The sequence below is a fragment of the Arthrobacter sp. CDRTa11 genome (genome assembly GCF_026427775.1).
Classification (GTDB): domain Bacteria; phylum Actinomycetota; class Actinomycetes; order Actinomycetales; family Micrococcaceae; genus Arthrobacter.
This window is the reverse complement of the sequence record NZ_CP044532.1, coordinates 2,430,933-2,454,429: the sequence shown is the minus strand read 5'-3', so window position 1 is coordinate 2,454,429 and position 23,497 is coordinate 2,430,933. Positions and strand designations below refer to the sequence as shown.

General features: G+C 61.7%; 23 protein-coding genes. 10 read left to right on the top strand and 13 right to left on the bottom strand.

Translation table 11 applies throughout. The features are described from left to right. Nucleotides 1–5: 5 nt before the first annotated feature. A complete protein-coding gene (locus F8G81_RS10990; protein ID WP_267279001.1) occupies nt 6–1,115 on the top strand; it encodes an alcohol dehydrogenase catalytic domain-containing protein in 1,110 nt (369 codons plus the stop codon). A 71-nt stretch (nt 1,116–1,186) separates the two neighbouring features. Here the strand turns inward: F8G81_RS10990 and F8G81_RS10985 are convergent, their stop codons facing one another. Beyond that, nucleotides 1,187–1,729: a cupin domain-containing protein gene (locus F8G81_RS10985; protein ID WP_267279000.1), complete on the bottom strand. Its 543-nt coding sequence runs from the start codon at nt 1,727–1,729 to the stop codon at nt 1,187–1,189. A gap of 157 nt (nt 1,730–1,886) precedes the next feature. Here F8G81_RS10985 and F8G81_RS10980 point away from each other — a divergent pair, with 157 nt between their 5' ends. From F8G81_RS10980 to F8G81_RS10950, 7 genes are all read left to right on the top strand, one after another. Beyond that, complete coding sequence (locus F8G81_RS10980) at nt 1,887–2,954, top strand: fumarylacetoacetate hydrolase family protein (protein WP_267278999.1); 1,068 nt, start codon at nt 1,887–1,889, stop codon at nt 2,952–2,954. 13 nt (nt 2,955–2,967) lie between these two features. Then, nucleotides 2,968–3,957 carry a C-terminal binding protein gene (locus F8G81_RS10975; RefSeq protein ID WP_267278998.1) on the top strand — a complete coding sequence of 330 codons (990 nt, stop codon included), beginning with the start codon at nt 2,968–2,970 and terminating at the stop codon, nt 3,955–3,957. Next, the gene (gene eno, locus F8G81_RS10970) at nt 3,954–5,258 is read left to right on the top strand and encodes a phosphopyruvate hydratase (protein ID WP_267278997.1); all 1,305 of its coding nucleotides are present in this window, start codon (nt 3,954–3,956) and stop codon (nt 5,256–5,258) included. The genes F8G81_RS10975 and eno overlap by 4 nt, the downstream gene beginning before the upstream one ends. After that, a complete protein-coding gene (locus tag F8G81_RS10965; protein ID WP_267278996.1) occupies nt 5,255–6,301 on the top strand; it encodes a phosphotransferase family protein in 1,047 nt (348 codons plus the stop codon). Before eno ends, F8G81_RS10965 begins: the two co-directional genes overlap by 4 nt. Beyond that, nucleotides 6,298–7,236, top strand: a complete 939-nt coding sequence (locus F8G81_RS10960) for a fumarylacetoacetate hydrolase family protein (protein ID WP_267278995.1) — start codon at nt 6,298–6,300, stop codon at nt 7,234–7,236. The genes F8G81_RS10965 and F8G81_RS10960 overlap by 4 nt, the downstream gene beginning before the upstream one ends. A gap of 28 nt (nt 7,237–7,264) precedes the next feature. Beyond that, nucleotides 7,265–8,203 carry a quinone oxidoreductase family protein gene (locus F8G81_RS10955; protein ID WP_267278994.1) on the top strand — a complete coding sequence of 313 codons (939 nt, stop codon included), beginning with the start codon at nt 7,265–7,267 and terminating at the stop codon, nt 8,201–8,203. Nucleotides 8,204–8,270: 67 nt separating this feature from the next. Continuing rightward, entirely contained in the window at nt 8,271–8,492 is a 222-nt protein-coding gene (locus F8G81_RS10950; protein ID WP_267278993.1) for a hypothetical protein, read from the top strand. 4 nt (nt 8,493–8,496) lie between these two features. Here the strand turns inward: F8G81_RS10950 and F8G81_RS10945 are convergent, their stop codons facing one another. Continuing rightward, nucleotides 8,497–8,889 (bottom strand): hypothetical protein, encoded by a 393-nt coding sequence (locus F8G81_RS10945; RefSeq protein WP_267278992.1) that lies wholly within the window; start codon nt 8,887–8,889, stop codon nt 8,497–8,499. A gap of 428 nt (nt 8,890–9,317) precedes the next feature. Next, entirely contained in the window at nt 9,318–10,736 is a 1,419-nt protein-coding gene (locus F8G81_RS10940; protein ID WP_267278991.1) for an aldehyde dehydrogenase family protein, read from the bottom strand. 68 nt (nt 10,737–10,804) lie between these two features. On the opposite strand from F8G81_RS10940, the gene hisC reads away from it, so the two are divergent. Beyond that, the gene (gene hisC, locus F8G81_RS10935; protein ID WP_267278990.1) at nt 10,805–11,944 is read left to right on the top strand and encodes a histidinol-phosphate transaminase; all 1,140 of its coding nucleotides are present in this window, start codon (nt 10,805–10,807) and stop codon (nt 11,942–11,944) included. Between the two features lie 142 nt (nt 11,945–12,086). After that, a complete protein-coding gene (locus F8G81_RS10930) occupies nt 12,087–12,776 on the top strand; it encodes a GntR family transcriptional regulator (protein WP_267278989.1) in 690 nt (229 codons plus the stop codon). Nucleotides 12,777–12,916: 140 nt separating this feature from the next. Here the strand turns inward: F8G81_RS10930 and F8G81_RS10925 are convergent, their stop codons facing one another. From F8G81_RS10925 to F8G81_RS10880, 10 genes are all read right to left on the bottom strand, one after another. Then, the gene (locus F8G81_RS10925; protein WP_267278988.1) at nt 12,917–13,771 is read right to left on the bottom strand and encodes an ATP-binding protein; all 855 of its coding nucleotides are present in this window, start codon (nt 13,769–13,771) and stop codon (nt 12,917–12,919) included. An 11-nt stretch (nt 13,772–13,782) separates the two neighbouring features. After that, the gene (locus tag F8G81_RS10920; RefSeq protein ID WP_267278987.1) at nt 13,783–15,387 is read right to left on the bottom strand and encodes a thiamine pyrophosphate-dependent enzyme; all 1,605 of its coding nucleotides are present in this window, start codon (nt 15,385–15,387) and stop codon (nt 13,783–13,785) included. A 3-nt stretch (nt 15,388–15,390) separates the two neighbouring features. Then, complete coding sequence (locus F8G81_RS10915; RefSeq protein WP_267278986.1) at nt 15,391–16,281, bottom strand: MBL fold metallo-hydrolase; 891 nt, start codon at nt 16,279–16,281, stop codon at nt 15,391–15,393. Beyond that, nucleotides 16,278–17,909 carry an FAD-dependent oxidoreductase gene (locus tag F8G81_RS10910; RefSeq protein ID WP_267278985.1) on the bottom strand — a complete coding sequence of 544 codons (1,632 nt, stop codon included), beginning with the start codon at nt 17,907–17,909 and terminating at the stop codon, nt 16,278–16,280. The genes F8G81_RS10915 and F8G81_RS10910 overlap by 4 nt, the downstream gene beginning before the upstream one ends. A gap of 87 nt (nt 17,910–17,996) precedes the next feature. Beyond that, a complete protein-coding gene (locus tag F8G81_RS10905; protein ID WP_267278984.1) occupies nt 17,997–18,725 on the bottom strand; it encodes an amino acid ABC transporter ATP-binding protein in 729 nt (242 codons plus the stop codon). 95 nt (nt 18,726–18,820) lie between these two features. Beyond that, entirely contained in the window at nt 18,821–19,693 is an 873-nt protein-coding gene (locus tag F8G81_RS10900) for an amino acid ABC transporter ATP-binding protein (RefSeq protein ID WP_267278983.1), read from the bottom strand. Between the two features lie 51 nt (nt 19,694–19,744). After that, nucleotides 19,745–20,509, bottom strand: coding sequence for an SDR family NAD(P)-dependent oxidoreductase (locus tag F8G81_RS10895; RefSeq protein ID WP_267278982.1), 765 nt, complete (start codon nt 20,507–20,509; stop codon nt 19,745–19,747). A gap of 118 nt (nt 20,510–20,627) precedes the next feature. Next, nucleotides 20,628–21,305, bottom strand: coding sequence for an amino acid ABC transporter permease (locus F8G81_RS10890; protein ID WP_267278981.1), 678 nt, complete (start codon nt 21,303–21,305; stop codon nt 20,628–20,630). Then, nucleotides 21,302–21,958, bottom strand: a complete 657-nt coding sequence (locus tag F8G81_RS10885) for an amino acid ABC transporter permease (protein ID WP_267278980.1) — start codon at nt 21,956–21,958, stop codon at nt 21,302–21,304. The genes F8G81_RS10890 and F8G81_RS10885 overlap by 4 nt, the downstream gene beginning before the upstream one ends. A 36-nt stretch (nt 21,959–21,994) precedes the next feature. Beyond that, complete coding sequence (locus tag F8G81_RS10880; protein WP_267278979.1) at nt 21,995–22,954, bottom strand: substrate-binding periplasmic protein; 960 nt, start codon at nt 22,952–22,954, stop codon at nt 21,995–21,997. Nucleotides 22,955–23,497 lie beyond the last annotated feature (543 nt).

Genomic DNA, 23,497 nt, shown 5'->3' with positions numbered 1-23,497 from the left:
CGTCAATGGCGACGATGCGCGCAGCCAGACTGCATCAGATCGGCGACCCGATGTCGATCGACACCATCGAAGTACCCAAGCCCCGACCCACCGACGTACTGGTCAGGGTCAAGGCCGTCGGCATTGTGCCGAACATGGCCAACGTAATCAACAACTGGCCCACCTGGTTTCCGCACCAGCCCATCCCCAATTTCCCGGCGATCTTCGGGCTTGATCCCACCGGGGTGGTGGAAGAGGTCGGAGAGTCCGTCATCAACGTCAAACCTGGTGACCGGGTGTACGTCAGCCCGCTCCGCTCCTGCGGCAGCTGCTACGCCTGTTCAGGGGGAACCCCCAGCCGCTGCCGCTACTACACCCTCAACGGATACTTCAGCACGTCCCTCGACGGTCAGCGGATCTTCGATCTCTACCCTTACGGCGGGTTCAGTGAGTTCATGACCGCGCCGCAGCAGGCCCTGGTTAAGATTCCGGACAACCTTCCGTTTGAGCTGGCAGCCCGTTTTGGCTACATCGGCACCGCTTACGGGGCGCTCCGCCTGGCAGATGCCGGACCCGGCACAGTGGGCCTGATAGACGGCATTACCGGCACCCTGGGCGTGGCCGCGACTGTGCTCTGTTTGAGCATGGGCGTTGCAAAGATCCTGGGCACGGGGCGCAACGAGGAGCTGCTTCAGCGCGTGAAGGCACTGGCGCCGAACAGGATAGAAGTCATGAACCTCGGCGGGCAGTCGTCCGGGGAGTGGGCCAAGGCGCAGACACGCGGCGACGGCGCCCACTTCGTGATCAGTGCGCTCGGGGCCCGGGCGGACGCCGCAACCATGGTGGATTCCATGCGCGGGGTCCGGCGCGGCGGCCGCGTGGTGAACGTCGGCGGAGTTGCTGACGAGGTTCCGGTGGACATGAAATGGCTGATGGACGAGCAGGTGCAGATCATCGGCTCGAACTGGTTCACCGCAGCCCAGGGCCAGGAGATGGCAGACATGATCGAGACCGGCACCCTGGACCTCACCTACCTTGAGACCGAGGCGTTCCCGCTGTCGGACGTCAACAATGCAATCTCAGGGCGGTTGAAGGACCCGCGCGGTGGCTTCAGCAACTATGTCGTCATTCCCTGATAAAAAATTGCGGCCGGCCGTCCCTCTGGGGACGGCCGGCCCGTGGTGTCCGGGATACACCCGGACACCACTCAGGACACCACTGAGGCGCCGGCGCCGGTGAGCACAAACGCCACCGTTGCCGGCGCCTGTGTCTTGTTCCGCCAGGCATGGCGTGCGGCGAGCTGCACAACGGTGTCACCCTGCGTCAGCAGCACCTGCGCGCCGTCGTCGAGCTCCAGCCACAGCTCCCCTTCCAGCACCACTCCATAGTCGACACTGCGCGTGCGGTGCATCCCGTCCGGCTCGAACACCTCGGCGAGATCAGGAGCGTAGGAGGCCATCTCCTGCCCTGCGGCGTCCGGATCGAATCCCGGGCTCATCATTACGGATTCCGGTGCGTAACTCACAATCACGAAGCTTGCCCCGCCGGGGCCCGGCACCACGGGCCCATGGTTGTCAGTGGGCTCCGTTTCGGGGATGGTTCCGGACGGCAGGTCCGGCGTAAACCAGACCCGGACCTGAGCCTGCCCCGGCATACTCTCGAAGGCATGGCTATTGGGCACGGGTCCGTCGGAGACGAATACCGACTTTCCAGATTCGTCCATGCCGGTCACCACTCTGCGTACAGTCACGAAAAATCCTCTTCCTCTTGTGCAATCGTTAGCACTATCTCGTGCTTTGATACGCGGCGTCAAGGGATGCAAGCGACATCCAGCACTTCCCTTCCGCTGGCCCATTTAGTCGGCTAAGCGTCTGGTATTTCCAAAGGTTTGTGCTATCGTTAGCATTATGCTTGAAGAAGACAACCTCGACGACGCCCTCGCTCCAGCTGGAATCGTCCTTGCCCAGGCAGGCCTCCCCGAGGAAACCCCGGCCATCTGGCTGATGCACAGCGGCCGGGCGCTTCCCCTGCAAACCTGGGCCGGGCGCTGGCCTTGCGCGAGGTTTACCTCAGTCACCGATTTGATCGGGCATTGGGGAGCCGTTCACGCGGAGCTTCGGCAGCTCCTCGAGCTCCCGCAGACGTCGGCGACCATCAGCGAAGAGGGTGTTCCAGTGGCTTCGCTGCGGCTGGAGGCTCCCTTCCAGCCCACGCAGGTGTTCTGCACCATCGGCAACTACCGCCGGCAGGTCATCGAGGCCGCAGTGGATGCCGGCGGCCCCGCCGACGCCGCGAAGTTGGCGGCCGCCACCACCCAGGCGCTCAACCAGCGGCGCCGGGACGGCAGCCCCTATGTTTGCCTGACCAGCAACGACAGGGTGGGCCCCGCTGTTGGCGAGCTGGCCCTGGAAGCGGAGGTGGACACCCTGGACTGGGAGGTGGAAATCGGTGCCGTCATCGGAGGTTCAGGCTCCCGCTTGACTGTGCCGGAGGCTGAGGCAGTGATCGCCGGCTACTGCGTGGTCAACGACCTGACCATCCGCTCCCGCATCGTCCGGCCGGACCTGCCTGCGCTGGCCTCGGACTGGCTGCAATGCAAGGGCATGCGGGGATCCCTGCCACTCGGACCCTGGTTCGTGCCCGCCTGGCAGGTCCCGGACCCGTCCGCCCTGCGGCTTCAGCTTTCGCTCAACGGCTCGCCCATGCAGGACGACACGGCCGACGACATGGTGTTCACCATTCCCGAACAGCTGTCCTACCTGTCCCAACACACCCGCCTTCGCCCCGGAGACCTGCTCTGCACCGGCTCCCCCGCCGGGTTCGGCATCCACCACGGCCGTTTCCTGCGTCCCGGGGACACCGTGAGGGCTTCAGTAACCGGGCTCGGCGAGCAAAACACCCGGTTCGTTGGTCCCAGATCTTTTCCCAGCCCATCCCACTCAAACCTGGCCGCTTCAGGCCTAACCACCACCTAAGGAGAGCAGACTCATGACGCTGCAGCAAACAGTCCTGCTGACAGACCGGGCGTGGCCCGACGACAGTATCGAACGCGGCATCATCGAAGACGCCGGCTTCCGTCTTGTCGCCGGCCCGGCCGACCCCGCACCGGTTGAGGCCATTGACGCCCTGATCGCCGAACACCAGCCTTCCGCCATCCTCACCTGCTGGGCAACAGTGTCCGCCGAAGCAATCGCTTCCTCGGCCCCCTTGCGGGTTGTTGCCCGGATGGGCGTTGGCCTGGACAACATTGCCGTGCCCGCTGCCACGGATCGCGGCGTGCAGGTAACCAATGTGCCGGACTACTGCGTCGAGGAGGTCTCCGACCACGCCGTCGGGCTGGCCCTTGCCTGGACGCGCGGCCTGGTGGCCGCGGACCGCGAGGTACGAGCCGGACGATGGAACCCCGCCGGTGCCCGGCTTCGCCGCCTTTCCAACCTGACCTGCGGCGTTGTGGGATACGGCCGCATCGGCAGAGCCACTGCAGCCAAGCTCAAGGCGCTCGGAGCCCGCGTGGTGATCAGCGATCCGCACCCCCCGGCCGACACCGGCGGTAGTGAGGTAATGGCATTGGACGGCCTCCTGGCCGCAAGCGACATCGTGGTCCTGCACGCTCCCCTGGTCCCGCAGACACATCACCTGATCGGGGCCCGCGAACTGGCCCTGCTACCGCAGGATGCCTTCCTGATCAATGTCAGCCGCGGCGGACTGGTAGACACCGCAGCACTGCTGGCCGCCCTGCAGTCAGGCAAGCTCGGCGGAGCAGGACTGGATGTCCTGGAGGAGGAGCCCACGGTTCCCGCCGGGCTGCTGGCCCACCCTGGCGTGATCGTTACACCACACATCGCTTTCGCCTCCGACGCTTCGGTGATCGACCTGCGGCGCAGCGCTGCCGAGGAAGTGGTCCGCGTCCTGCGCGGCGAACCCGCAAACTATCCCTGTAACACCCCTTCCGTCCTCGCCACAGGAGTGTCATTGTGAGCATCATCCGCACCGTCCACGGCCGCCAGATCTTCGATTCCCGCGGCCGCCCCACCGTCGAGGTGGACATCACCCTCGAAAACGGCGTCAGCGCCCGGGCATCGGTTCCCTCCGGAGCCTCCACCGGTACGCACGAGGCCCACGAACTGCGCGATGGAGACGCATCGGTGTTCGACGGCCTCGGCGTCACCTCCGCCGTCGAGCATGTGAACGGTGAGATCGCCGCGGCGCTCCGCGGCCACGATGTCGACAACCAGCGGGCCATCGACGAAACGCTGCGGAACCTGGACGGAACCTCCACACTGTCGCGGCTCGGCGCAAACGCGGTGCTGGGAACCTCACTGGCGGTCTGCCGCGCCTCCGCTGTGGCCAGCGGACTGCCGCTGTACCGCAGGATCGCCCAGCTCGCAGGCGTCGACGAGCCCGTGCTTCCGATGCCGATGGTCAACATCCTTTCCGGCGGCCTCCACGCAGGCCGCGGCATGGACGTCCAGGATTTCCTCGCGGTACCAGTCGCGGCAACGTCCGCACTCGAAGCCATCCAGCTCACATCACGTGTCCGTGCGGCTGCGGCTGCCCTTTCTGCCAAACGGGGACTGCCCACGCTGTTGGCGGACGAGGGCGGACTGAGCCCTGGCTGCCGAACGGGCGAGGAGGCTCTCGAGCTCATCACCGAGTCCATTCTGGCCGCCGGACTGCGGCCCGGCACAGACATAGCCATCGCCATCGACGTCGCTGCCGCATCCCTGTACGACAGTGAGGCAGGTGACTACCACCTGCGACGGCAGGAACGGCACCTCAGCACAGCCGAAATGATTGACATGGTGTCCTCATGGGTTGACCGCTTCGCTATCGTCTCAATTGAAGATCCGCTCGGCGAAGACGACTGGGACGGCTGGCAGACCCTGACCAAACGCCTAGGTCACAGGATCAGGCTGATTGGCGACGACCTGTTCACCACCAACAGCGAACGGCTGGCCAGAGGCATCTCCCAGGGTGTTGCCAACGGCGTCCTGGTCAAAGTGAACCAGAACGGCACGCTGACCGGCACCCTTGACGTGGTGGCCGAGGCGCGCGCCGCTGGTTACGCCCCGGTGGTATCGGCGCGCTCCGGTGAGACCGAAGATGACTTCCTGGCAGATCTGGCTGTGGGCAGCGCCGCCGGGCAGATCAAGATCGGGTCCGTCAGGAACTCTGAGCGGCTCGCCAAGTACAACCAGCTGGTGCGCATCGCCGAGGACCCCACGCTGGACTTCAGGAACCTGCCGGCCCTGGCCTTGACCGCGGACGGTGGCCGGTGAACGTCGCCGGACCCCAGGAGCGGGTGCAGGAGTTCCTGCTCCGTCACGGGCTGATGGAGCCGGGTGAAGAGGCGATACTGAGTCCCTTGACCGGCGGCGTGAGCTCGGACCTCTGGCAAGTGTCGCTGCCGGGCCGGACGCTGTGCGTCAAGGGAGCATTGGCCCGGCTGAAGGTGGCTCACGAATGGCTCGCTCCCCTGTCCCGCAACCGCGTGGAATACGATTGGCTGCAGTTTGCCGGGACCGTCGCTCCCACACAGGTCCCACAGGTCCTCGCCTACGATGGGCAGGCCGGATTGTTCGCCATGCAGTTCCTCCCCGCCGAGGACTACCCGGTGTGGAAGGACAGCCTCCTCACCGGACAGGTTGACCCCGCTGCCGCGCACGCCGTCGGCGACCTCCTCGGCAGGCTGCACTCAGCAAGCACCAAGGATCTTTCGCTCCCGGGCAAGTTCGGCACCGACAGCAACTTCGACGCCCTGCGCATCGAGCCGTACTTCCGGGTCACTGCACGTGCCAACCCGGACCTGGCGGACCGGATCGATGTCATCGCCGAGAGAACCGCCGGCACTCACTTGGCGGTGGTTCACGGCGACGTCAGTCCCAAGAACATCCTCCTGGGTCCGGACGGTCCGGTGCTGCTCGATGCCGAGTGCGGCTGGTTCGGTGACCCGGCGTTCGACGTCGCATTCTGCCTGAACCACCTGCTGCTCAAGGCGATCATCCTGCCGGACCATACGGCGCAGCTGCACAGCTCCGCCCGCATGCTGCTGGACGGATATGCCCGCCATATTGACTGGGAGCCTGCCCCGGACCTGACGGCGCGCGCCGCGGCCCTGCTGCCGCTGCTCGCCCTGGCCCGGGTGGACGGAGCCTCGCCGGTGGAGTATCTGACACCCGAGCAACGCGGCCAGGTCCGCAACGCCGCGAGGGACCTGCTGGCCCGACCGGCACCGGCCCTCGACACGGTCCTCAAGGAATGGATGCAGATGGCAGGCGCTCCAGCGGCCGGCGCGACACCCATGAAGGAGCAGACCAGGTGACCTTTTCCCTGTCCACCGTTCGGATCGACGGAGTGCCCACTCCTGTGCTCCGGCTCCCTGACGGTCCCCTGTACAGACTCGCCGACGTCGCACCGGAGGTTCTCGACGCCAATCCGGCGGGCGGGCTCATGACCGTCTTCGCCAACTGGGAGACCTCCGAGCCTCGGCTCCTCGCTGCCGTCGAAACCCTCACCGGCAGCGGGGCAGGTCACGTGCCTGAGCCAGCCCGGCCCGAAGACTGGCTCACGCCGCTGCAGTACCCGAACAAGGTCATCTGCGCCGGCGCCAACTATTACGACCACGTGGTCAACGACGGCGGTCATGCCGGCTTTTCGAAGGAAGACAACATTCCGGTCTTCTTCCTTAAACCGCCCAGCACCACGCTCGTCGGCCAAGGCAAAGCGGTAAGGTACCCCAGCCAGACGGAAAAGTTCGACTACGAACTCGAACTGGCGTTTGTCATCGGCCGGCGCGGCCGGCACATCCCGGTGGAGCGGGCCCGTGAGCACATCGCAGGCTACACCATCGCCCTGGACCTGTCGGCCCGTGACTGGCAGCGCCACCCCAAGCACCTGGTCAAATTCGACCTCTTCGGCGGCAAGGTCTTCGACGACAGCTGTCCGCTTGGTCCGGGCATTGTGCCGGCCCGCTTCATCGACGACACCAACCTCCAGCTGCAGTTCTGGCTCAACGGAGAGCTGCGGCAAAATGCCAACACGTCGGACCTGATCTGGTCTGTTCCCGAGCTGGTCTCCCTGATCAGCGAGCATGTGACCCTCGAACCTGGCGACGTTGTGCTCACGGGAACTCCCGCCGGTGTTGGCCTCAGCACCGGAACCTGGATGCACCCCGGAGACCAGCTTGAGGGACGGATCAGCGGCCTTGGATCCATCAGCGTGCAGATCATTCCCGCCGACACCGACCAGCCAGCCTGACACCCCACCAGATTCTAAGGAGCAGACCATGAAGGCAGCCGTTCTGACCCAGACCGGAACAGTCCCCACGTACGACGATTTCCATGAGCCGGAGCCTCACAGCGGCCTTGCAGTCATCGAGGTTGCCGCGGCCGGGGTACATCATCTCGATCTGGCCAAGGCCTCGGGTGCATACGGAGATCCCGGCACCATGCCGTACGTGATAGGCGCCGACGGCGTGGGCAGGACCTCCGCCGGACGTCGCGTCTTCTTCACCTCACCGGTTTCGCCGCACGGTTCCTGGGCCGAACGCACCGTTGTGGCCGAGGAGGACCTGCTGGACCTCGCGGACGACGTGGACGACGTTACCGCGGCCGCGCTCGGCAACACCGGACTTGCCGCCTGGCTGGCCCTCACCTGGCGGGCCGGGCTCCAGCCGGGCCAGAACGTGCTGGTGCTCGGCGCAACCGGTGCACTGGGTTCCATCGCCGTCCAACTCGCCAAATCCCTCGGCGCGGCAACGGTGGTCGCTGCCGACCGTGACCCGGGCCGCCTCGCCCTGTCCCGGAAACGGGGCGCCGATGCCACCGTGACCATTAGCCCGGACACCGACCTCGTGGCCGCCTTCCGCAACACGGTCGGTGACAGCGGATTCGACGTCATTATTGACCCGGTATGGGGAGAACCAGCCCTTGCCGCTATGCACGTAGCTGCCCGGGGCGCCCGCCACGTCCAGATCGGCCAGTCCGCAGGCGCAACCCTTGAACTGCCTGCCGGCATCGTCCGCGCAGCCCGCCTGGAGCTCCTCGGGTTCGCCCACATGGATCCGCCGGCGCAGGTCCGGCGCGAGGCCTACCTGCAGCTGACAGGCCTCGCGGCCACCGGAGCTTTGGCCGTCGACACGATGACCCTTCCGCTGGCCGACTGCCAAAGGGCGTGGGAGCTTCAGCAGCAGGGTGCGCCCCGCAAGCTCGTCCTAACCCCTTAGTGCCACTCAGCAACACCATCCACCGGAACGCGCCCTGAGCTACATCAGAGCCAGGGGAAGGAGCACCATGATTAACCAAAGGACCCCCTACGCCGTAGAGGTCAGGATCAGCCACCGTAACGAACTCGAAGACGAACTCGACCAAGCCGTAGAGGGTGCGATCCGAGAAGCCCACAACGCCCCCGGGCACGGCGTGCTGGTCACCCGCCATGACGACAAGACTTTCACTGTAGAGCTCTCCCACGAGGTTCCCCACGGGACTATCAGCGAATTAGTCCTTTACCCCTAGCTAATCATCGGGGAATGATGCGTTTCTCCTGAAGCCGCTTCAACCAATAGATGATTGAGTCCTCGGTGTCGTAGCAATCTTGGAAACCCGCCAGGCGCGCCTTGATGGGGCTCGTCACAATCCTGTCCGGAGGATTCGGCTGGCCATGGGCAAAGGCATGATCAGCAAACTGCCAAGCCCCGCCAATGACTTCGTGCATGGTCAGGGGCCTTAGCCCGCTGTCCCGCACAATCTCGTTCCAGACCCCCGTCTCCCCCGGCATCTCGGCCGCCAACGACCGGCTGAGCGGCTCATCGACGTCCACTCCGAAATGCCCTGCCAGGTCAGGCCACACGTCTTGCCACACAAGCACGTCACCGTTGACCACGTTGTACGTTTCGGGACTGCCTCGGGCCATCCTTGCTACAGATTGGATAGTGATCCATACACAAGATGACCGACTCAGAGAAGAAGAACACTGACGTATAAAGTCTGCGGCGAATAAAGTCTGCGGCGAAACTTCAGGGCCGAGTTGTCAGGTTACCGGGCGCGTCAGCACCTCAGCGCCAGGCACCCGCCAGCATCTGTCGTCAAGCATTCAGGTGTCAGAGGTCGAGTCCACGCCTGTTAGTCATTCCCGCTCCCCCACAATTATTGAATGACTAGAAAGCCAAAGCAGCTTCGCTGTGCAAACGCACTGCTATCGTCTCAGTCTGTTTCGGGGCCGCTGCAGAACTGGCAATCTTCTTCACACCCGACCTCGTAGCGAGTTGACACGTAACCGCCCGATTTCGTTCGGTTGTTCGTCACTGGATTCTCCTCAATTGTTTGGTCTGCCTGGGGATGTTAGAAGTGGAGTGACTGGGTAGTGAGGAATTCTTCGATGCCATGGGCACCCCGTTCCCTGCCAAAACCGGACATCCGAAACCCCCCGAAGGGCGCATCGGGATGTGTGGCCGCGCCGTTGATGGATACGCTCCCGGTACGGATTCGTGCAGCGACCTTGCCCGCCTCAGCGGAGTCGGGTCCCCATACCGCACCGCTGAGTCCGTAAGGGGAATTGTTTGCCATGGCCACCGCTTCGTCGATGTCGCTGTATGGCACTACGGCCAGGACCGGTCCAAACACTTCTTCCCGGGCGAGTCCGCCGTCGGCGTCGGTGAGGTAGGCCTCAGCCGGAACATAGAAGCCTGCGGGGTCGCCCCAGACTGGACCGGAAGCAAGGAGTTCAGCGCCGGATTCGCGGGCAGCGGCCGTCAGGCTAAGCACTTTGTCCCTCTGGTCAGCGGTTGCGACAGGGCCAAGCACCGTGCTGGCTTTCGAGGGATCGCCAACAGGGAAGGAAGCAACCTGAGTTTTGAGTGACGCGGACACCTGTGCGAGGGCCTCTGATGGAACGAGGAGTCGGGTCAGAGCGGCACAGGTCTGACCCGAGTTTTGAAAGCTCTTTTCAAGGGTTTTGCTTACTGCCAGCTGAACGTCGACGCCAGGGAGTACCAGGCTTGCTGACTTTCCGCCCAGTTCCAGAGAAACCTGTTTGATGTGCTGGCCTGCTATGGCGGCGATTCTGGCACCGGCGCGGGTGGATCCTGTAAAGGAGACGAAGTCAATTGCCGGGTGGCTTATGAGAGCCTCTCCTGTGGTGGGTCCGTTCCCGAAGACCACGTTGAAAACTCCTGGCGGCAGACCCGCTGCTGAGGCGACGTCGGCGAGGATAGCTGCGTTGGTTGGTGCCACTTCGCTTGGTTTTAGGACTATGGTGCAGCCGGCCATAAGTGCAGCGGCGACCTTTGAGGCTATCTGATAGAGCGGGTAGTTCCACGGCGTGATGCACGCGACCACGCCGACCGGCACCTTGCGGATCCATGTAGCGTCCAGTTGTTCATCGACGAGGACTTCAGGTCCGAGCCTTGCCGCGCTTTTGAACGTTTCGACGGCAGGAGTGACCTGCATTCGGACACATCCGTGTCGGGGGGTGCCCACTTCCAGCGTGATTCCCTCGGCAAGTTCTTCTGACCGGGCAGCGAGGCCGTCGGCGATACGGGCCACGACGGCCGCCCTTTCGCTCACCGCGGTATCACGCCAGCCCGCGAATGCCTCCGAGGCGGCAAGGCTGGCGTGGTTCACATCATGGACACTTGCAGCCGTGACCTGGCCGATGCGGCTGCCGTCCGCCGGGTTGTACACATGCAAAATGTCTGTTCCGGTGGCGGGAGTCCAGCGCCCTCCGGCGAAGATGCGGCTCAACTCTGCGATTTCAGCCATTGTCCTTTTTCCTCAGCGTGTATAGAATCGTATAGGAAAGTCTATAGGAGATTTAGGGATGGGTAAATATGCAAACCGCTATTTCAGAAACCGGTTCGGGCCCGAAGATTCGGGCAGCGATCGAGGAGCTCCCGCCCTACAGCGCGGGCAGGAGCGTCCGTGACGCAGCGGGCGAGGGTGCAGTTCTCGAATTGCTGGGCCTTGCTGCGAACGAAGGGCCGTATGGTCCATTTCCTTCGGCTGCCAAGGCTGCACTGGAACAGGTAGGCCGGGCCAACTTGTATCCCGAGTCAGGTTTCCGCACTCTTCGTGGAGAACTCGCTGACATGCTTGGGGTCGATATTGCAGAGGTTGCCGTTGGCGCCGGCGGGATCGGACTGATCCACCATCTCTCAATAGCGCTCCTGGATGAGGGCACAAACATCGTTGTTTCCACACCCACTTTCCATGCATATGCCTTGGACGCCCGAAAGCAGGGTGCCACAACGCTCAGTACACCTGTCCGCCAAGACGGAAGTTACGATCTGGGTTCTATGCTGGGTCTTATCAGCGAGGCAACGCGCATTGTCTATGTTTGCAACCCGAACAATCCCACGGGCGGCATTGTCAGCAGGGAAGAGCTGCTCAGCTTTATTGCGGCCGTCCCGGAGCACGTGACGATTGTCGTGGACGAGGCCTACTTTGAGTACGCCAAGTCTCCGGAGTACTCGGACACAATCGCCGAAAGGGACTTCAAGCGTCGTAACTTGGTCACGCTGCGGACCTTCTCCAAGGCCTACGGCCTGGCGGGTCTGCGCGTCGCGTACCTGGTGGGGTCCCCCGAAATTATCGGGGCTGTCCAAAAGGTGCAGAGCAACTACGAAGTGTCCAGCGTCGCCCAGGCTGCGGCATTGGCAAGCCTGCGAGAGCACGAAGAACTCGAACGCCGTGTGGGATTAAATGAGCATGGCCGCAACGAACTAACCGAAGGCCTCCGCAACCTCGGATTTGAGCCATTAGTCTCACACGCGAATTTCGTCTACGTCCGAGTAGGTGACGCGAAGGCGTTCACCAAAGCACTTGAGGCGGAGGGCATTATCGTACGCCCCGGAAACGCCATGGGTGATCCTTCAAGCGTTCGGATCACCGTAGGAACCCCGGAACAGGTGAACGCTACGATTGCAGCTTTGGACAGAGTCGTGACGAAAGGTCTGACCAGCGGTGCGTAAAGGCATTCCTATGGAAGCTCTTCGAAAATGAAGGAGATCGCATAGGATTAGCTATACGCTTTGTAGGCTGTTGGTTGCTGATGCGGAAACGGGCAGACCATGAGCCTTGATTTCGTCCACAAAGTTGCTCCGAGAGGGAAACATGACAGCTGTCCAGTCTAAGGTCGACTTTGCCCATGAAATATTGCGGACACGCATTGTGGGCTCTCAGTATGCGGCCGGACAGCGTCTGATCATCGACAACCTCGTCAAGGACATCGGCGTCAGCCAGGCCCCCATCAGGGAGGCACTTCGTCGGCTGGAAGCCGAGGGACTGGTTGAATACGGGACAAACTCGGGACCTTCCATCGTTCAGCTTGATAAGACACATTGGTTCAATCTCATGGAGATGAAAGCCGTCCTGGAGGCGTACGCCACCCGCGCCGCAGCCCCCCTGCTGTCCGGTGAGGAGATCTCAGCCCTCCGCGAGACCAACGGTAAGCTGTTGGGCGCCTTGGAGGAGTTCGATTTTGAGGCATGGACAACGCTGAACCGGCAGTTTCACGAGATGATTCATAGTCGCTGCCCCAATGTTCTCCTGATCCGGGAACTTCAGCGGCTCTCCCAGTGGACGGACACAGTCAGCAGCTTGGTGTTCGCCCGCGAACGCGGCATCATCATTCAGACCTTGGGACTATCTGCCGGTAAGGAAACCATCGGCTTCCATACACGGATCATCGACGCCATCGAGAACGGCGAAGCCGACACAAATCTCGAAGAGATAAGCCGCGAGCACACGCTGGTCCTGGTGCGCCGTGTCCAGGAGAAACTGAGCAATCGCAGCGCAGCCTAACCGGATTCCAATCCCCGAAAGAGCGGAGCGGCTCCTAAGGGGCCGGCCCGCCTTTTCGTTGGCTAGCTGCCAAAGCTCGACGTGTCTACTCCTCCACAGGCTGCATGTCCGGGGAAGGGCCTCCTTCCGGCGGCCAACGCCTACGAGCGGAACCAGTCGCTCGTATGTTGGACCAGTTCCTTTTGGGACATGGATTCAACAACGTCCAAGGACCGCTGAACCTGTTCTTCCGTTGCCCAGAGCCTGTTGGACTGGTCTCCCAATGAGTAGACGGATCCAGTAACCTCCATGAGCTGGTCCGGGCGCAACACGAGAACGTTCCTGTGCCGCAGAACATGTTGCATCAGTTCTGCATAGAGCTCCGGATCGTATCCGGTGGAGGAGGTGCTCACTATCCCGAGTTCCTGGGCTGGTCCACGCAATGAGTTCGTGAGCTCATCCAAGAGATCCGGCGAGGCGTTGTTACTTTCGTACGAGCCCTCCCCCTGGCTCTCCATGTCTGCGGCTCGCTGGTTTTTCAGCCTCAGCTGAAGCTCCTTGGTAGGGGCCACGAGAACGAATAGCGTGCCCGGCCCCCGCAGGCCTGATTCGGCCACGTCGTCAACGACGTGGGCGAGTTCTGAGAACCTACCGCCGATGTGCGGGGCTTCAACGATGAGCAAATCATCCCTGTCGACGTGCTGGGAATACCAATCTCCGACGGCTTCCCGGACCCAAGTGCCCATCGCCGTTCGGATGCCCTCATGGGTGACGCCATCAATTTCAGGATATGTAGCCGCCGCCGAAGGGTGACTGTCCCAGGATTCTCGCGAGACGTCCCATTGCATGACGGTGCTGTGGCGTCCGTCTGCGTCGGCTGCCGCCGCGATCTCACGGACGAGGAGGCTCTTCCCTGTACCGGGCAGTCCGACGACGACGATACAGCGAAGCCCTGCGATTCTGCTCCACAGTTCCTGAAGGTACGGAGCCGGAGGACTCTTCGGTTTGTCTGTCACGGGTTTTCCCGTCACCGGAACTGGTCCACGCTGATCATGTCGCCGACTACAACCTCCACCACGGTGGGTTTGCCGGACCTGAAGGCGTTCTCGAGTACCGGGGCCAGTTCCTGCGGCGATGTGGCACGTCCGTAGGAGGCTCCGAATGACGTGACGAACTGCTCGAAGTTCGGGTTAACCAGGTCGGTGGCTATCACCTTTCCACCGTAGAGGTCCCGCTGCATCTGCTGGACGTTGCCGTACTGGGAATTGTTAAAAAGAACCGTGACCAACCCGATATTGTGCTGAACTGCAGTTGCCAACTCCGTTGCGGCGAACATGAAACCACCGTCGCCTGTCACCGAAAGCACGCGCGTGTCTGGTTTTGCGACCTTGGCTCCCAGGGCAGTGGGGAAGCCATAGCCGAGCGTGCCCATATAGCCGGTGGAGATGAAAGTCCGGGGCTTGTAGACCGGCAGCAGGATGCGGCTGGCAAAGCCGACCTGGGTGAGTTCATCGACGAAGATGCCATCGATGCCAAGCGCCTCGCGAATGACAGTGAGAAAGGCGGTCTGCTGGTCCAGTACGGCGCTGCGTTCCCGCCACTCCTTATGCACCAGTGTCATTTGCTCGGTGATGTCGGCATTCTGGATGCCTCTCTTCTCCAGTCCTTCGATGAGGACCGGGAGGTGTGATTCGAGGCGCCCCGTGATTGCCGCATCGGGCTGGCCATAGCGGCCGTGGACAGTCTGGTCGACGTCGATTCGGATCACCTTGCGCGCGCCTCTCCCCCAGCCCTGGAGAGCCGAGCGTGCGCTGCCTCCCAGAGTGATGAGAACGTCGGTCTCGGCCCACAGGGGCTTGGCCTCGGGCAGAAAGCAGCTGAGGGGATGCCGGCTGTCGACGATGCCGCGTCCTGTGCGGTAGCCGACCACGGGTGCCTGAAGAATTTCAGCAAGCCGTGTGACTTCGGCTGAGACATCCTGTGCCCCGTTGGCGACGAAGATCATGGGATTCTTGGCGTTGCCCAGGATGGAGAGGGCTTTTTCTATTCCTTCCTCATCGATGACGTCTTGGGGACCGTCAGCGACAGGGAACCGGTCCGGGACCGGAGCACGATGCTCCAGCACGTCCATCGGCACCTCAATCGCAGCCGGACGGGGCCGTCCGGTGTTCAGGGCGCCGATGGCAGCCGCAATTTTGGTTCCCGCTTCTGCTGGATGGGTGACCCTGTCGTAGTGCTTTGTGAGGGAACGAAGGAGCCCAGGCTGGTCCGGGACCTCATGCAGCGTTCCCATTTCCCGGCCAATCATCTTCTGCGGGACCTGACCGGTAAGGAACAGCATCTTTGCATTCAATCCGTACGCAGTGGCAAGCGCCGCCCCGGCGTTCAGAACGCCTGGCCCTGGCACAACATTGCAGACGCTTGGCTTGCCCGTGGCCAAGGTGTGGCCCAGAGCCATGTATGCGGCACCCTGCTCATGACGGGTGTGGATCACGCGAATGTCCTCTCCCGCGTCATAAAAGGCGTTGTAGAGCCAGTCGTTCTGTACGCCAGGCAATCCGAAAATGGTGGTTAGGCCGTTCGCCTTAAGGCTGTTGACGACGGCTTCGCCGCCGGTGTTGTACGTGGTCATAACTTAGATCTCTCCTTTGATGGGAAGTGGGACTCGCAGGAAGTCGCTGCCAACCCAGGTCTTTCCGGGAAACTCGACGCCGGCTTCGGCCAGTATTTCCTCGTCGGACGCCGGTCCGAAGGTGCCAACAGGGCAGAGGAGAAGGGCTTTCGCCTTGGCAGATGCCGCGATCCGGGCGGCGCCCGTTGGGTCGCTGTGGACTGAGTTCATGCGGGGTAGTACGCGGGCTGCCCTTGCTGGGCTGAGGTAGTCGGCAGCGTTGGCCAGATACGTGGTTTCGTGGACGAGCAAGTCCGCGTCCTGAGCGAGCCTGGCCAGGAAATTGGAGGGCCGGGTGTCCCCTGAGAAGCACACACTCAGGCCCGATTGGTCGATCCTGTAGCCGAAGGCATAAGGCACCGGTTGATGATCAACCAACACCGCGGTTATCACCGCTTTGCCAAGTTGAATGGTCGCATCCGCCTCGATTTCGATGACCTCGACAAACTCCCTCAGGTGCTTCCGTCCTTCGTCATCCATGCGGGAGCGGATGTCGAATTCGAAAGCCTCGTAGTGGAGCTCGAAAAGTCTTGCCAAGGGCGGTGGGCCGATGACCTGGATAACCCTGTCCAGCTGAGACCACGCCAAGTGCAGCAACATGGCGACGTCAGCCACATGGTCGATGTGATGGTGCGTTATGAGAATCCGTCTGAGCTGGCCCAGATCCAGCCCTGCGGTGACAAAGTGGTTGACCGTGCCGTTTCCACAGTCGATGAGCGTCACCTCATCATCGATGATGACGGCATGCGACACCGGGCGCCGGCCGGGCTTGGGTGTCGGGCCACCGGCAGAGCCAAGTACTACGACTTCATTTACGCTCGGGCGTCCGAATGCCGTGTCTGCGGTGCTGTTCATTGTCCTGCCCTTTCCGTCCTCGTCACCATGCCTGTATGGGAGCCCATGGACTCCGGGTCGGGGGGCGAAAGCTTGACTGCAAGGGTGAATGCGGATGTCAGCGCCGGACCGAGAGAGGCACCGGATCCGGCATAGCCTGGGCCCATGAGGGCGGCTGCGGATTCGCCCACTGCGAAGAGGCCCTGGATGGGTTCGCCGCGGTGGTCAAGTACACGGGAAAATTCGTCGGTGACCAGACCCCCCTTGGTGCCATTTGCGCCCAGGGTGATGGGCACGGCAACGAACGGCGGTTCAGTGATGGGGCCAAGGCACGGGTTGGGTTGATGCGCTTCTTCCCCGTTGAACCGGTCGTGCGCGTTTGCGCCGCGGCTGAACCTTCTGTCCGCTCCGGTGTGGGCTGAGTTGTTGTTCTCTGCCACGGTCAGGTGCAGGGCCGCGGCGTCGATGCCGCACTTCCTGGCAAGGGATGAGAGATCGTCCGCCTCGATGAATTCCTTCGGCGCCGGTGCCGAGGGCCCGATGCCTGCTACGGATCGGGTGCTCCTGAAGTTGGCATCGAAAATGAGCCATGCGGGTTGGTTGGGGAACCGATGGCCCGCGGCGTCAAACGTGTAGAACGACTTACCCAGATCGTTGTAGGAGCTCGCCTCATTCACGAAGCGGACGCCGGCCGCGTTCACCAGAATCGAGCCTGGGTAGGCGAGCTCCCGAACCACATTCCTGTGAAGGGCTACGCCATCGATAGTCTCGCCCTCGATAGATGCGGCGGCAGTCCACCAGGCTTCGCTCATTCCGCGCAGCCTGCCTCCCAACGCCGTGCCCAGCCGGATACTGTCTCCCAGCGACCCGGGAGCAGCCGTCGGAACAATCTCCACGGGCGGAAGGAAGTCCTTGCGGAGATCGGAGTTGCGGGCGAAACCGCCTGATGCGAGGACAACGTTTTGGGCTCCGACGTCTCCATCCTCAATGCCGAGCACGAATTGTCCAATCGACCGGCTGACGGACGTTACTCGGGCGCGGATCCGCAGTTCAACGCCGCGGCGCAAGGCCGCGCTGACGAGTCCCGCAACGAGTCCGGATCCCTGGGTCCGCACGTCGGACGCTTGCCGCTCCGCCACGAGAACGTTGTCTAGCGCAGTGCGGGTCTCGGGCCCGGTGACGGGCCGCCTGGTAGGAGAGGTACGTGTTCGTTCCCTCCAGGCGCCGAGATCCTGAGCGGGAACGGGGAGGGGTTCAACAGTGCGGCCCATCGCTGCGCCCGCCCATTCTGGGTGGTAGTCGGGACGGTCAATATTAACGACGGGTATGTTGAGCTCTTCTTCGAGGTAGGTGATGAAATTGGGTGCATTTTCCAGGAAAGACCGCAGATTGGCCGATGGGGATACCCCGAGGGTCACCCGCTGCAGGTACGCCATTGCCGCGTCCACAGAATCATGGAACCCTGCACGGATCATTGCCGGCGAGCAGGGAATCCACATCTGGCCACCCGACAAGGCGGTGGTCCCGCCAAGGAAATCTGTTGATTCCAGCACGATCACCGAAAGACCGCGGTCAGCCGCCGCGCAGGCTGCAACGAGGGCGGCTCCGCCAGAGCCAACCACCGCCAGGTCATATGTAGGCCTGCTCATGGTGATGATCCTTCGTAGTTGGTGATAATACTATTGGAAATCCTATAGGAGATCTTTACCAATGAAATGTGTTCCAGCGCGTGCTCCCTAGAGCACCAGGATTTTGGAGAGAAAGTCGCGAGCACGCTGCGTGGTTGAGTTGGTGAAGAAATCTTCGACGGGAAGATCTTCAAGGATTCTGCCGTGGTCCATAAAAACCACCCGGTCGGCCGCTCGTTTGGCAAACCCCATTTCGTGGGTAACGCAGAGCATCGTCATACCCTCCTTTGCCAGACCGGTCATGACAGCGAGCACTTCGTTGACCATCTCTGGATCAAGCGCCGAGGTTGGCTCGTCGAAGAGCATGATTTTTGGGTCCATGGCCAAGGTGCGGGCTATTGCAACACGCTGCTGTTGCCCGCCGGACAGGCTCTGCGGGTACTTGTCTGCGTGCGCCTCCAGGCCTACGCGGGCCAGCAGGTGTGCTGAGCGCTCCATCGCTTCCTTTTTGCTCCGACGGAGTACTTTGAGCTGCGGCAGAGCCACGTTCTGCAGTGCTGTGAGGTGCGGAAACAGCTCGAAGTGCTGGAAGACCATGCCGACGTTGAAGTGGAGCTTCCGGGGAACCTTCTTCCTCGGCTGCAGCGTGAAACCCGCGATGTCGATGGATCCGGAGTTAATTGGTTCCAATCCGTTGAGGGTTTTGATGAAGGTGCTCTTGCCCGAACCTGAGGGGCCGCAGATTACGACGACCTCCCCTTTCTCCACCTGGAGGGAACAACCGGTCAGGACCTCAACGTCCCCATAGGACTTCGATACGCCCTTAACACTGATCATTTGCTCTTCCTTTATTTGCGTAACGGGGTGCTGCTTGCGGCACGCCCTGTACCAAGGCGTGTAATCCGTTCATCGGGGCAGATGCGCTCTAGTTGTCAGTGGTGAAGCGCACGGAGGAACTCGATGAAGCGTGGATGGGTTGCGTTATCGATGGTTTCCTTGGCAGGTCCGTCCTCTGCGATTTGGCCGTTCTCCATGAAAATGACCCGGCTGCCTACTTCCCTCGCGAACGCCAGTTCGTGGGTTACGACCACCATGGTCATTCCCTCGGAGGCGAGCTGCTTCATTTCCTCAAGAATGTCGACCCGCAGTTCCGGGTCCAGGGCGGACGTGGCTTCGTCAAAGAGCATGACCTCCGGCTGCATTGCAAGGGCTCGCGCGATCGCCACCCTTTGCTTCTGCCCGCCGGAGAGGCTGCTGGGGAAAAAGTCCTTCTTTTCCTCCATTCCGACTTTGCGGAGCCCGGCCAGTGCGAGTTTTTCGGCCTCAGCCCGGTCTGTGTTCTTCGCCCGAAGTGGACCGATCATGGCATTCTGCAGGACCGTCCTGTGCGGGAACAGATTAAAGCTCTGAAATACCATGCCCATGGACATGCGCCATGCGGCGATGGCCCGCATTTCTGCCCGCCGGGCCTTGAAATCGAAGAAATCAATCTGGCTGTTGGACCACGTGCTGCCCTTGAACGTTATCTTTCCGCTGTCGGGGGGCGCGATGAGGTTCATGGACCGCAGTAGGGTGCTCTTCCCGCAGCCACTGGGACCTACCAACACCACTACTTCACCGGGATAAATGTCCAGACTGATGCCTTTGAGGACGGTGACTTCTTTGGGCGTCCCTGCGTTGTAGGTTTTCCTGACGTTCCTTAGGGAAATAATGGGCGTCCGCGCCTCGGTCGCTTCGGGCTGCCCATCCGGTTCCGGCATGGGTATGGGCGTGAACTCGACGGCGTCGATGTCCTCATTAGTCATGAGTTCATCCTCATTCTTAACTAGCGGATCTGTCATGGCCTTTGGCCCCTTTCATACGGTGAGTCCGCCATCGGCTGTCAGCGCTGCTCCTGTGATGTAGGAGGCGTCGTCGCTGGCCAGGAACGCCACAACGTTGGCGATCTCCTCATAGCGTCCTTCTCGCTTGAAGGGGACAATTTCCCGCACTCGGTTCCGGCGTTTTTCGATCATCTCGTCCGATGAGATCGCTTTCCGATCGGCCATGAAATTTTCGAGAATGCCGGCACAAACTGCGTTGGCCCTGATGTTTGCATCGGCGAAGTCACGGGCGGTCACTTTGGTGAGTTGCAGCAGCGCGGCTTTGGAAACGCTGTAGGCGGCTTCGTTGGTCGACGCTTTGAAGGAGGCAATGGACGCGGTGTTTACGATCACGCCACCGCCGGCGCTGACCATTCCGGGTACAACCCGGGACGTCATCATGAACGCTGAACGAAGATTGATGCTCATCGTCCTGTCCCAGACATCAAGGCTCGTTTCAACAACGTTTCCTGTCGGATTGATTCCGGCGTTGTTGAACAGGATGTCGATCCTGCCGAACTTCGCTAGGCCGGCAGCCACTACATCGTTTACGACGGTCTCTTCGCCAATGTCGCCGCCCAGTGCCACCACAGATGTACCGAATTCGGCTCTGCATTTGGCAGCCAGGGTTTCTACCTTCTCGTGGTCCAGGTCCGTGAGGATCAGTTGGGCGCCTTCCGCGGCGAACTTTCGGGTGGACGCTTCACCCAGACCGCCGGCAGCTCCGGTTATCAGGACTACCTTTCCTTGAAAACGCATGAGAACCTTTCGATTTGGTAGGTGTCGTTTAGGAGGCCAACAGGATCGAGGGGGCTGGCTATCCCAGCGCGCTTTGGAGGACAGGGGTCAGCGGGCTCGGGCACGTGAGAGCGCGGCATCATGGAATGCGCAGCTTTCTCTCGACCCAGGAGCTGAAGGTGGTCAGGATGAACACGACCACCACATACATGAGTCCGACAAGCGTGTAGTACTCGAAGTACTGGAAGGTCAACGCCGCCGTGTGGCTGGCCCTGTACATGATGTCGGCGACACCAATGACGCCAATGATGGAAGAATCCTTCAGGATGATGGTCAGCTGGCTCACCAAAGACGGGATGGCCACGCGGATTCCCTGCGGCAGGATGATGTCCGTATAGGTGCGGCCAGTGGACATTCCCAGGACGGCCGCAGCCTCCCGCTGCCCGCTTCCGACGCTGGAAAGCGCTGATCGGAGGATTTCGGCGATGTAAGCGCTATTGAGGATAGTGAGGCCGATGATACCTGCGACGATCGGTGGAATGGGGACGCCTATGATGGCAGGCAGTGCGAAGTAGATGAAGAGGACGTAGACATAGGCGGACAGCGATCTGAAGACTTGTGTCAGAGTGAATGCCGTCCTTTCGAGCCACTTCAGCCCGCTCAAACGCATCAGAGTCAAAACCAGGCCACCGACACAAGCAAGGCCGAAGGATGCGAAAGACACTGCGAGAGTGATGTAAATGCCCTCAGAAATTGCACCCGTAGAGCCCAGGACGGGACCCCAGGTGGACCATAGCTTCTCGAACCAGTCGATCATTTGATCTTTAGCCTCCTTTCAGCGAGGTTGAAGGCGAAGGAGGCTGCGAAAGCCATCAGGACCAGAACTATTGCCAGTGCTCCATAGGCTTCGAACGGCAGGAACAGGCTCGTGGAGATTTCCTGGGCCACGAAGACGGCCTCGGCGACACCGATTACGGCAGCGTAAGTGGCCCCTTTGAGCTGCATCACGAAAACGTTTCCCAACTGGGGCAAAGCGATGCGGATCGCCTGGGGGAAGAGTACGGATGTGTAGGCCTGCCACCGTGTCATGCCAAAGGACTTTGCTGCCAGCGCCTGTCCCTTGTCGAGGGCAAGGAACGAGGACCGGAAGACCTCGGCGGTTACCCCGGAGGTTGCTATGCCGAGGGCGATGATCACGGCGGCTATGGGTGGGATGTTGATTCCGATGACCTGAGACACGCCGAAGTAGACCCACAGCAGCAGGACGTACAGCGGCGCTCCGCGAATGATCTGGACAAGAATGTACGAAACGGTCCGGGAAAACCCGTTTCCGCGAGACATCGAGGCCAAGCAAAGCCCAATGACGACCGTGAGGGCGAAGCTTGCCAGCGCGATGTAGATGTCCACCGCGGCTCCCGCAAGGAAGAGGTCATACCGGCTGAGGACTGCGCCCCAATTCATATCAGGCATCGTTTCCTAGGTGGGTATTGGGCGGCCAGCGTGGGGTTAGACCTGTATGAGGCCGCCGCCTGGGCCGACGGTCACGACCGGGAGCTTGAACTCACTCCGAAGCGCGTCGCCAACCCATTTGTTCCAAAGCGCAGCGATCGTTCCGCGTCCGGCATGATGCCGCAGCCAGTTCGAAATCCAGATGTGTGACTTGTAGTCACCATGAGGCAACAGGAAAGTGTTAACGTCCACATAAAGGGGCTCGCCCGGCAGGACGGTCAGGCCCGGGTTGTTTCGGAGCCCATTCATGACATTGAAGATCGATGCCAGTGTGATGTCAGCCCGTCCCGACGCGACCTCTGCGATCGCCACCGTCGCGTCAGCCAGAGCAACGAACGTGGCCTTCGGATAGCGCTGGGCGCCAATTGATGCCTGGGAGGATCCCTGGATCACGGCGATCTTCACGGCGGGATCGTTCAGAGCCTCATCCGTTTCGATAGTGCTCCCGGGCTTACGCAGCGCGTAGATCGGTGCGTAGTTCGCGGGGATGTCAGCGAACAGGCCCTCATTGGCCCGGGCGGGCAGATTCGTGACGGGTTCGAGCATTTCAACCTTGCCCGACACCAGCGCGGGTACAAGCTGCGCGAAGGGCATTTCCGTGAAGTTGATCTTTATGTCTTTATCCAGATCCGCCATCATCATCTTGACCATCTCCACACTGAAACCGTCCGGTTCACCGGCGGAGTTGCGGAACTGCATCAGCGGAGTAGAGAATTCCCAGCCCAGGTTTGCCTCTTTGGTCCGCCGCCACTTGTCAACCAAGGGTTCCTTGTCGGTGGGCGAGCCTGCGCCGGTGGCCCCCGCTCCCCCGTCGGCTCCCGGGATGAGCCGGGTAAGTCCAAAGACTGCCGCGCCAGCCGCTGCGCCGGCGATCAGCCCCCGGCGGCCAGGATGTTCGTTGCTCGAAGTTGCAGATGCAGTCTCGGAGTCGTTCTCGGTCTTGTCGCTGATGGCCATTTCAGGTCCTTCCTGGGTTTGGACGCCCCCTCTCGGTCACGTCTCTGTGATGTAAATCATGCTATCTCATATCGTATAGGAAAACCTACAGGTTTTGCTTGCGCAATTCAAAGTTTTGAACTGATCTCCACTTGGAGTTGCTGAGGTCGACGTTTCTCAGGGCTTGGAAGTGCGAAGCCTCAACTTCATGAGGCAACCACCATGGCTCTTCGATCGAGCCGGTGCTGAACGTCCCCGGCGGGATCGGCGACTCATCATCGGCTGCCGGGTCCAGAGAGTCTTAAGTCCGGGAGCCCTGCGGGCCCCACTCGGTCAGGTAGCTCGCTGGATCGACGCAGAACGGATCAGGTACCGGTCTAGACTCATTGCCAGGTTGGCGGCCGTGCCGATCAGTTGCCCCGCCGGCTGCCAGCGGACTCCCAGCACCAGCGGACCGGCCGGCCGGCCACCCTTGGTCCGCGCCGAATCCCATCATGTCCATGTCCATCAGGAGAGCCAACACCCCATATTTGGGCTACGGCCCGGATCCGGTTCCGCGGATCA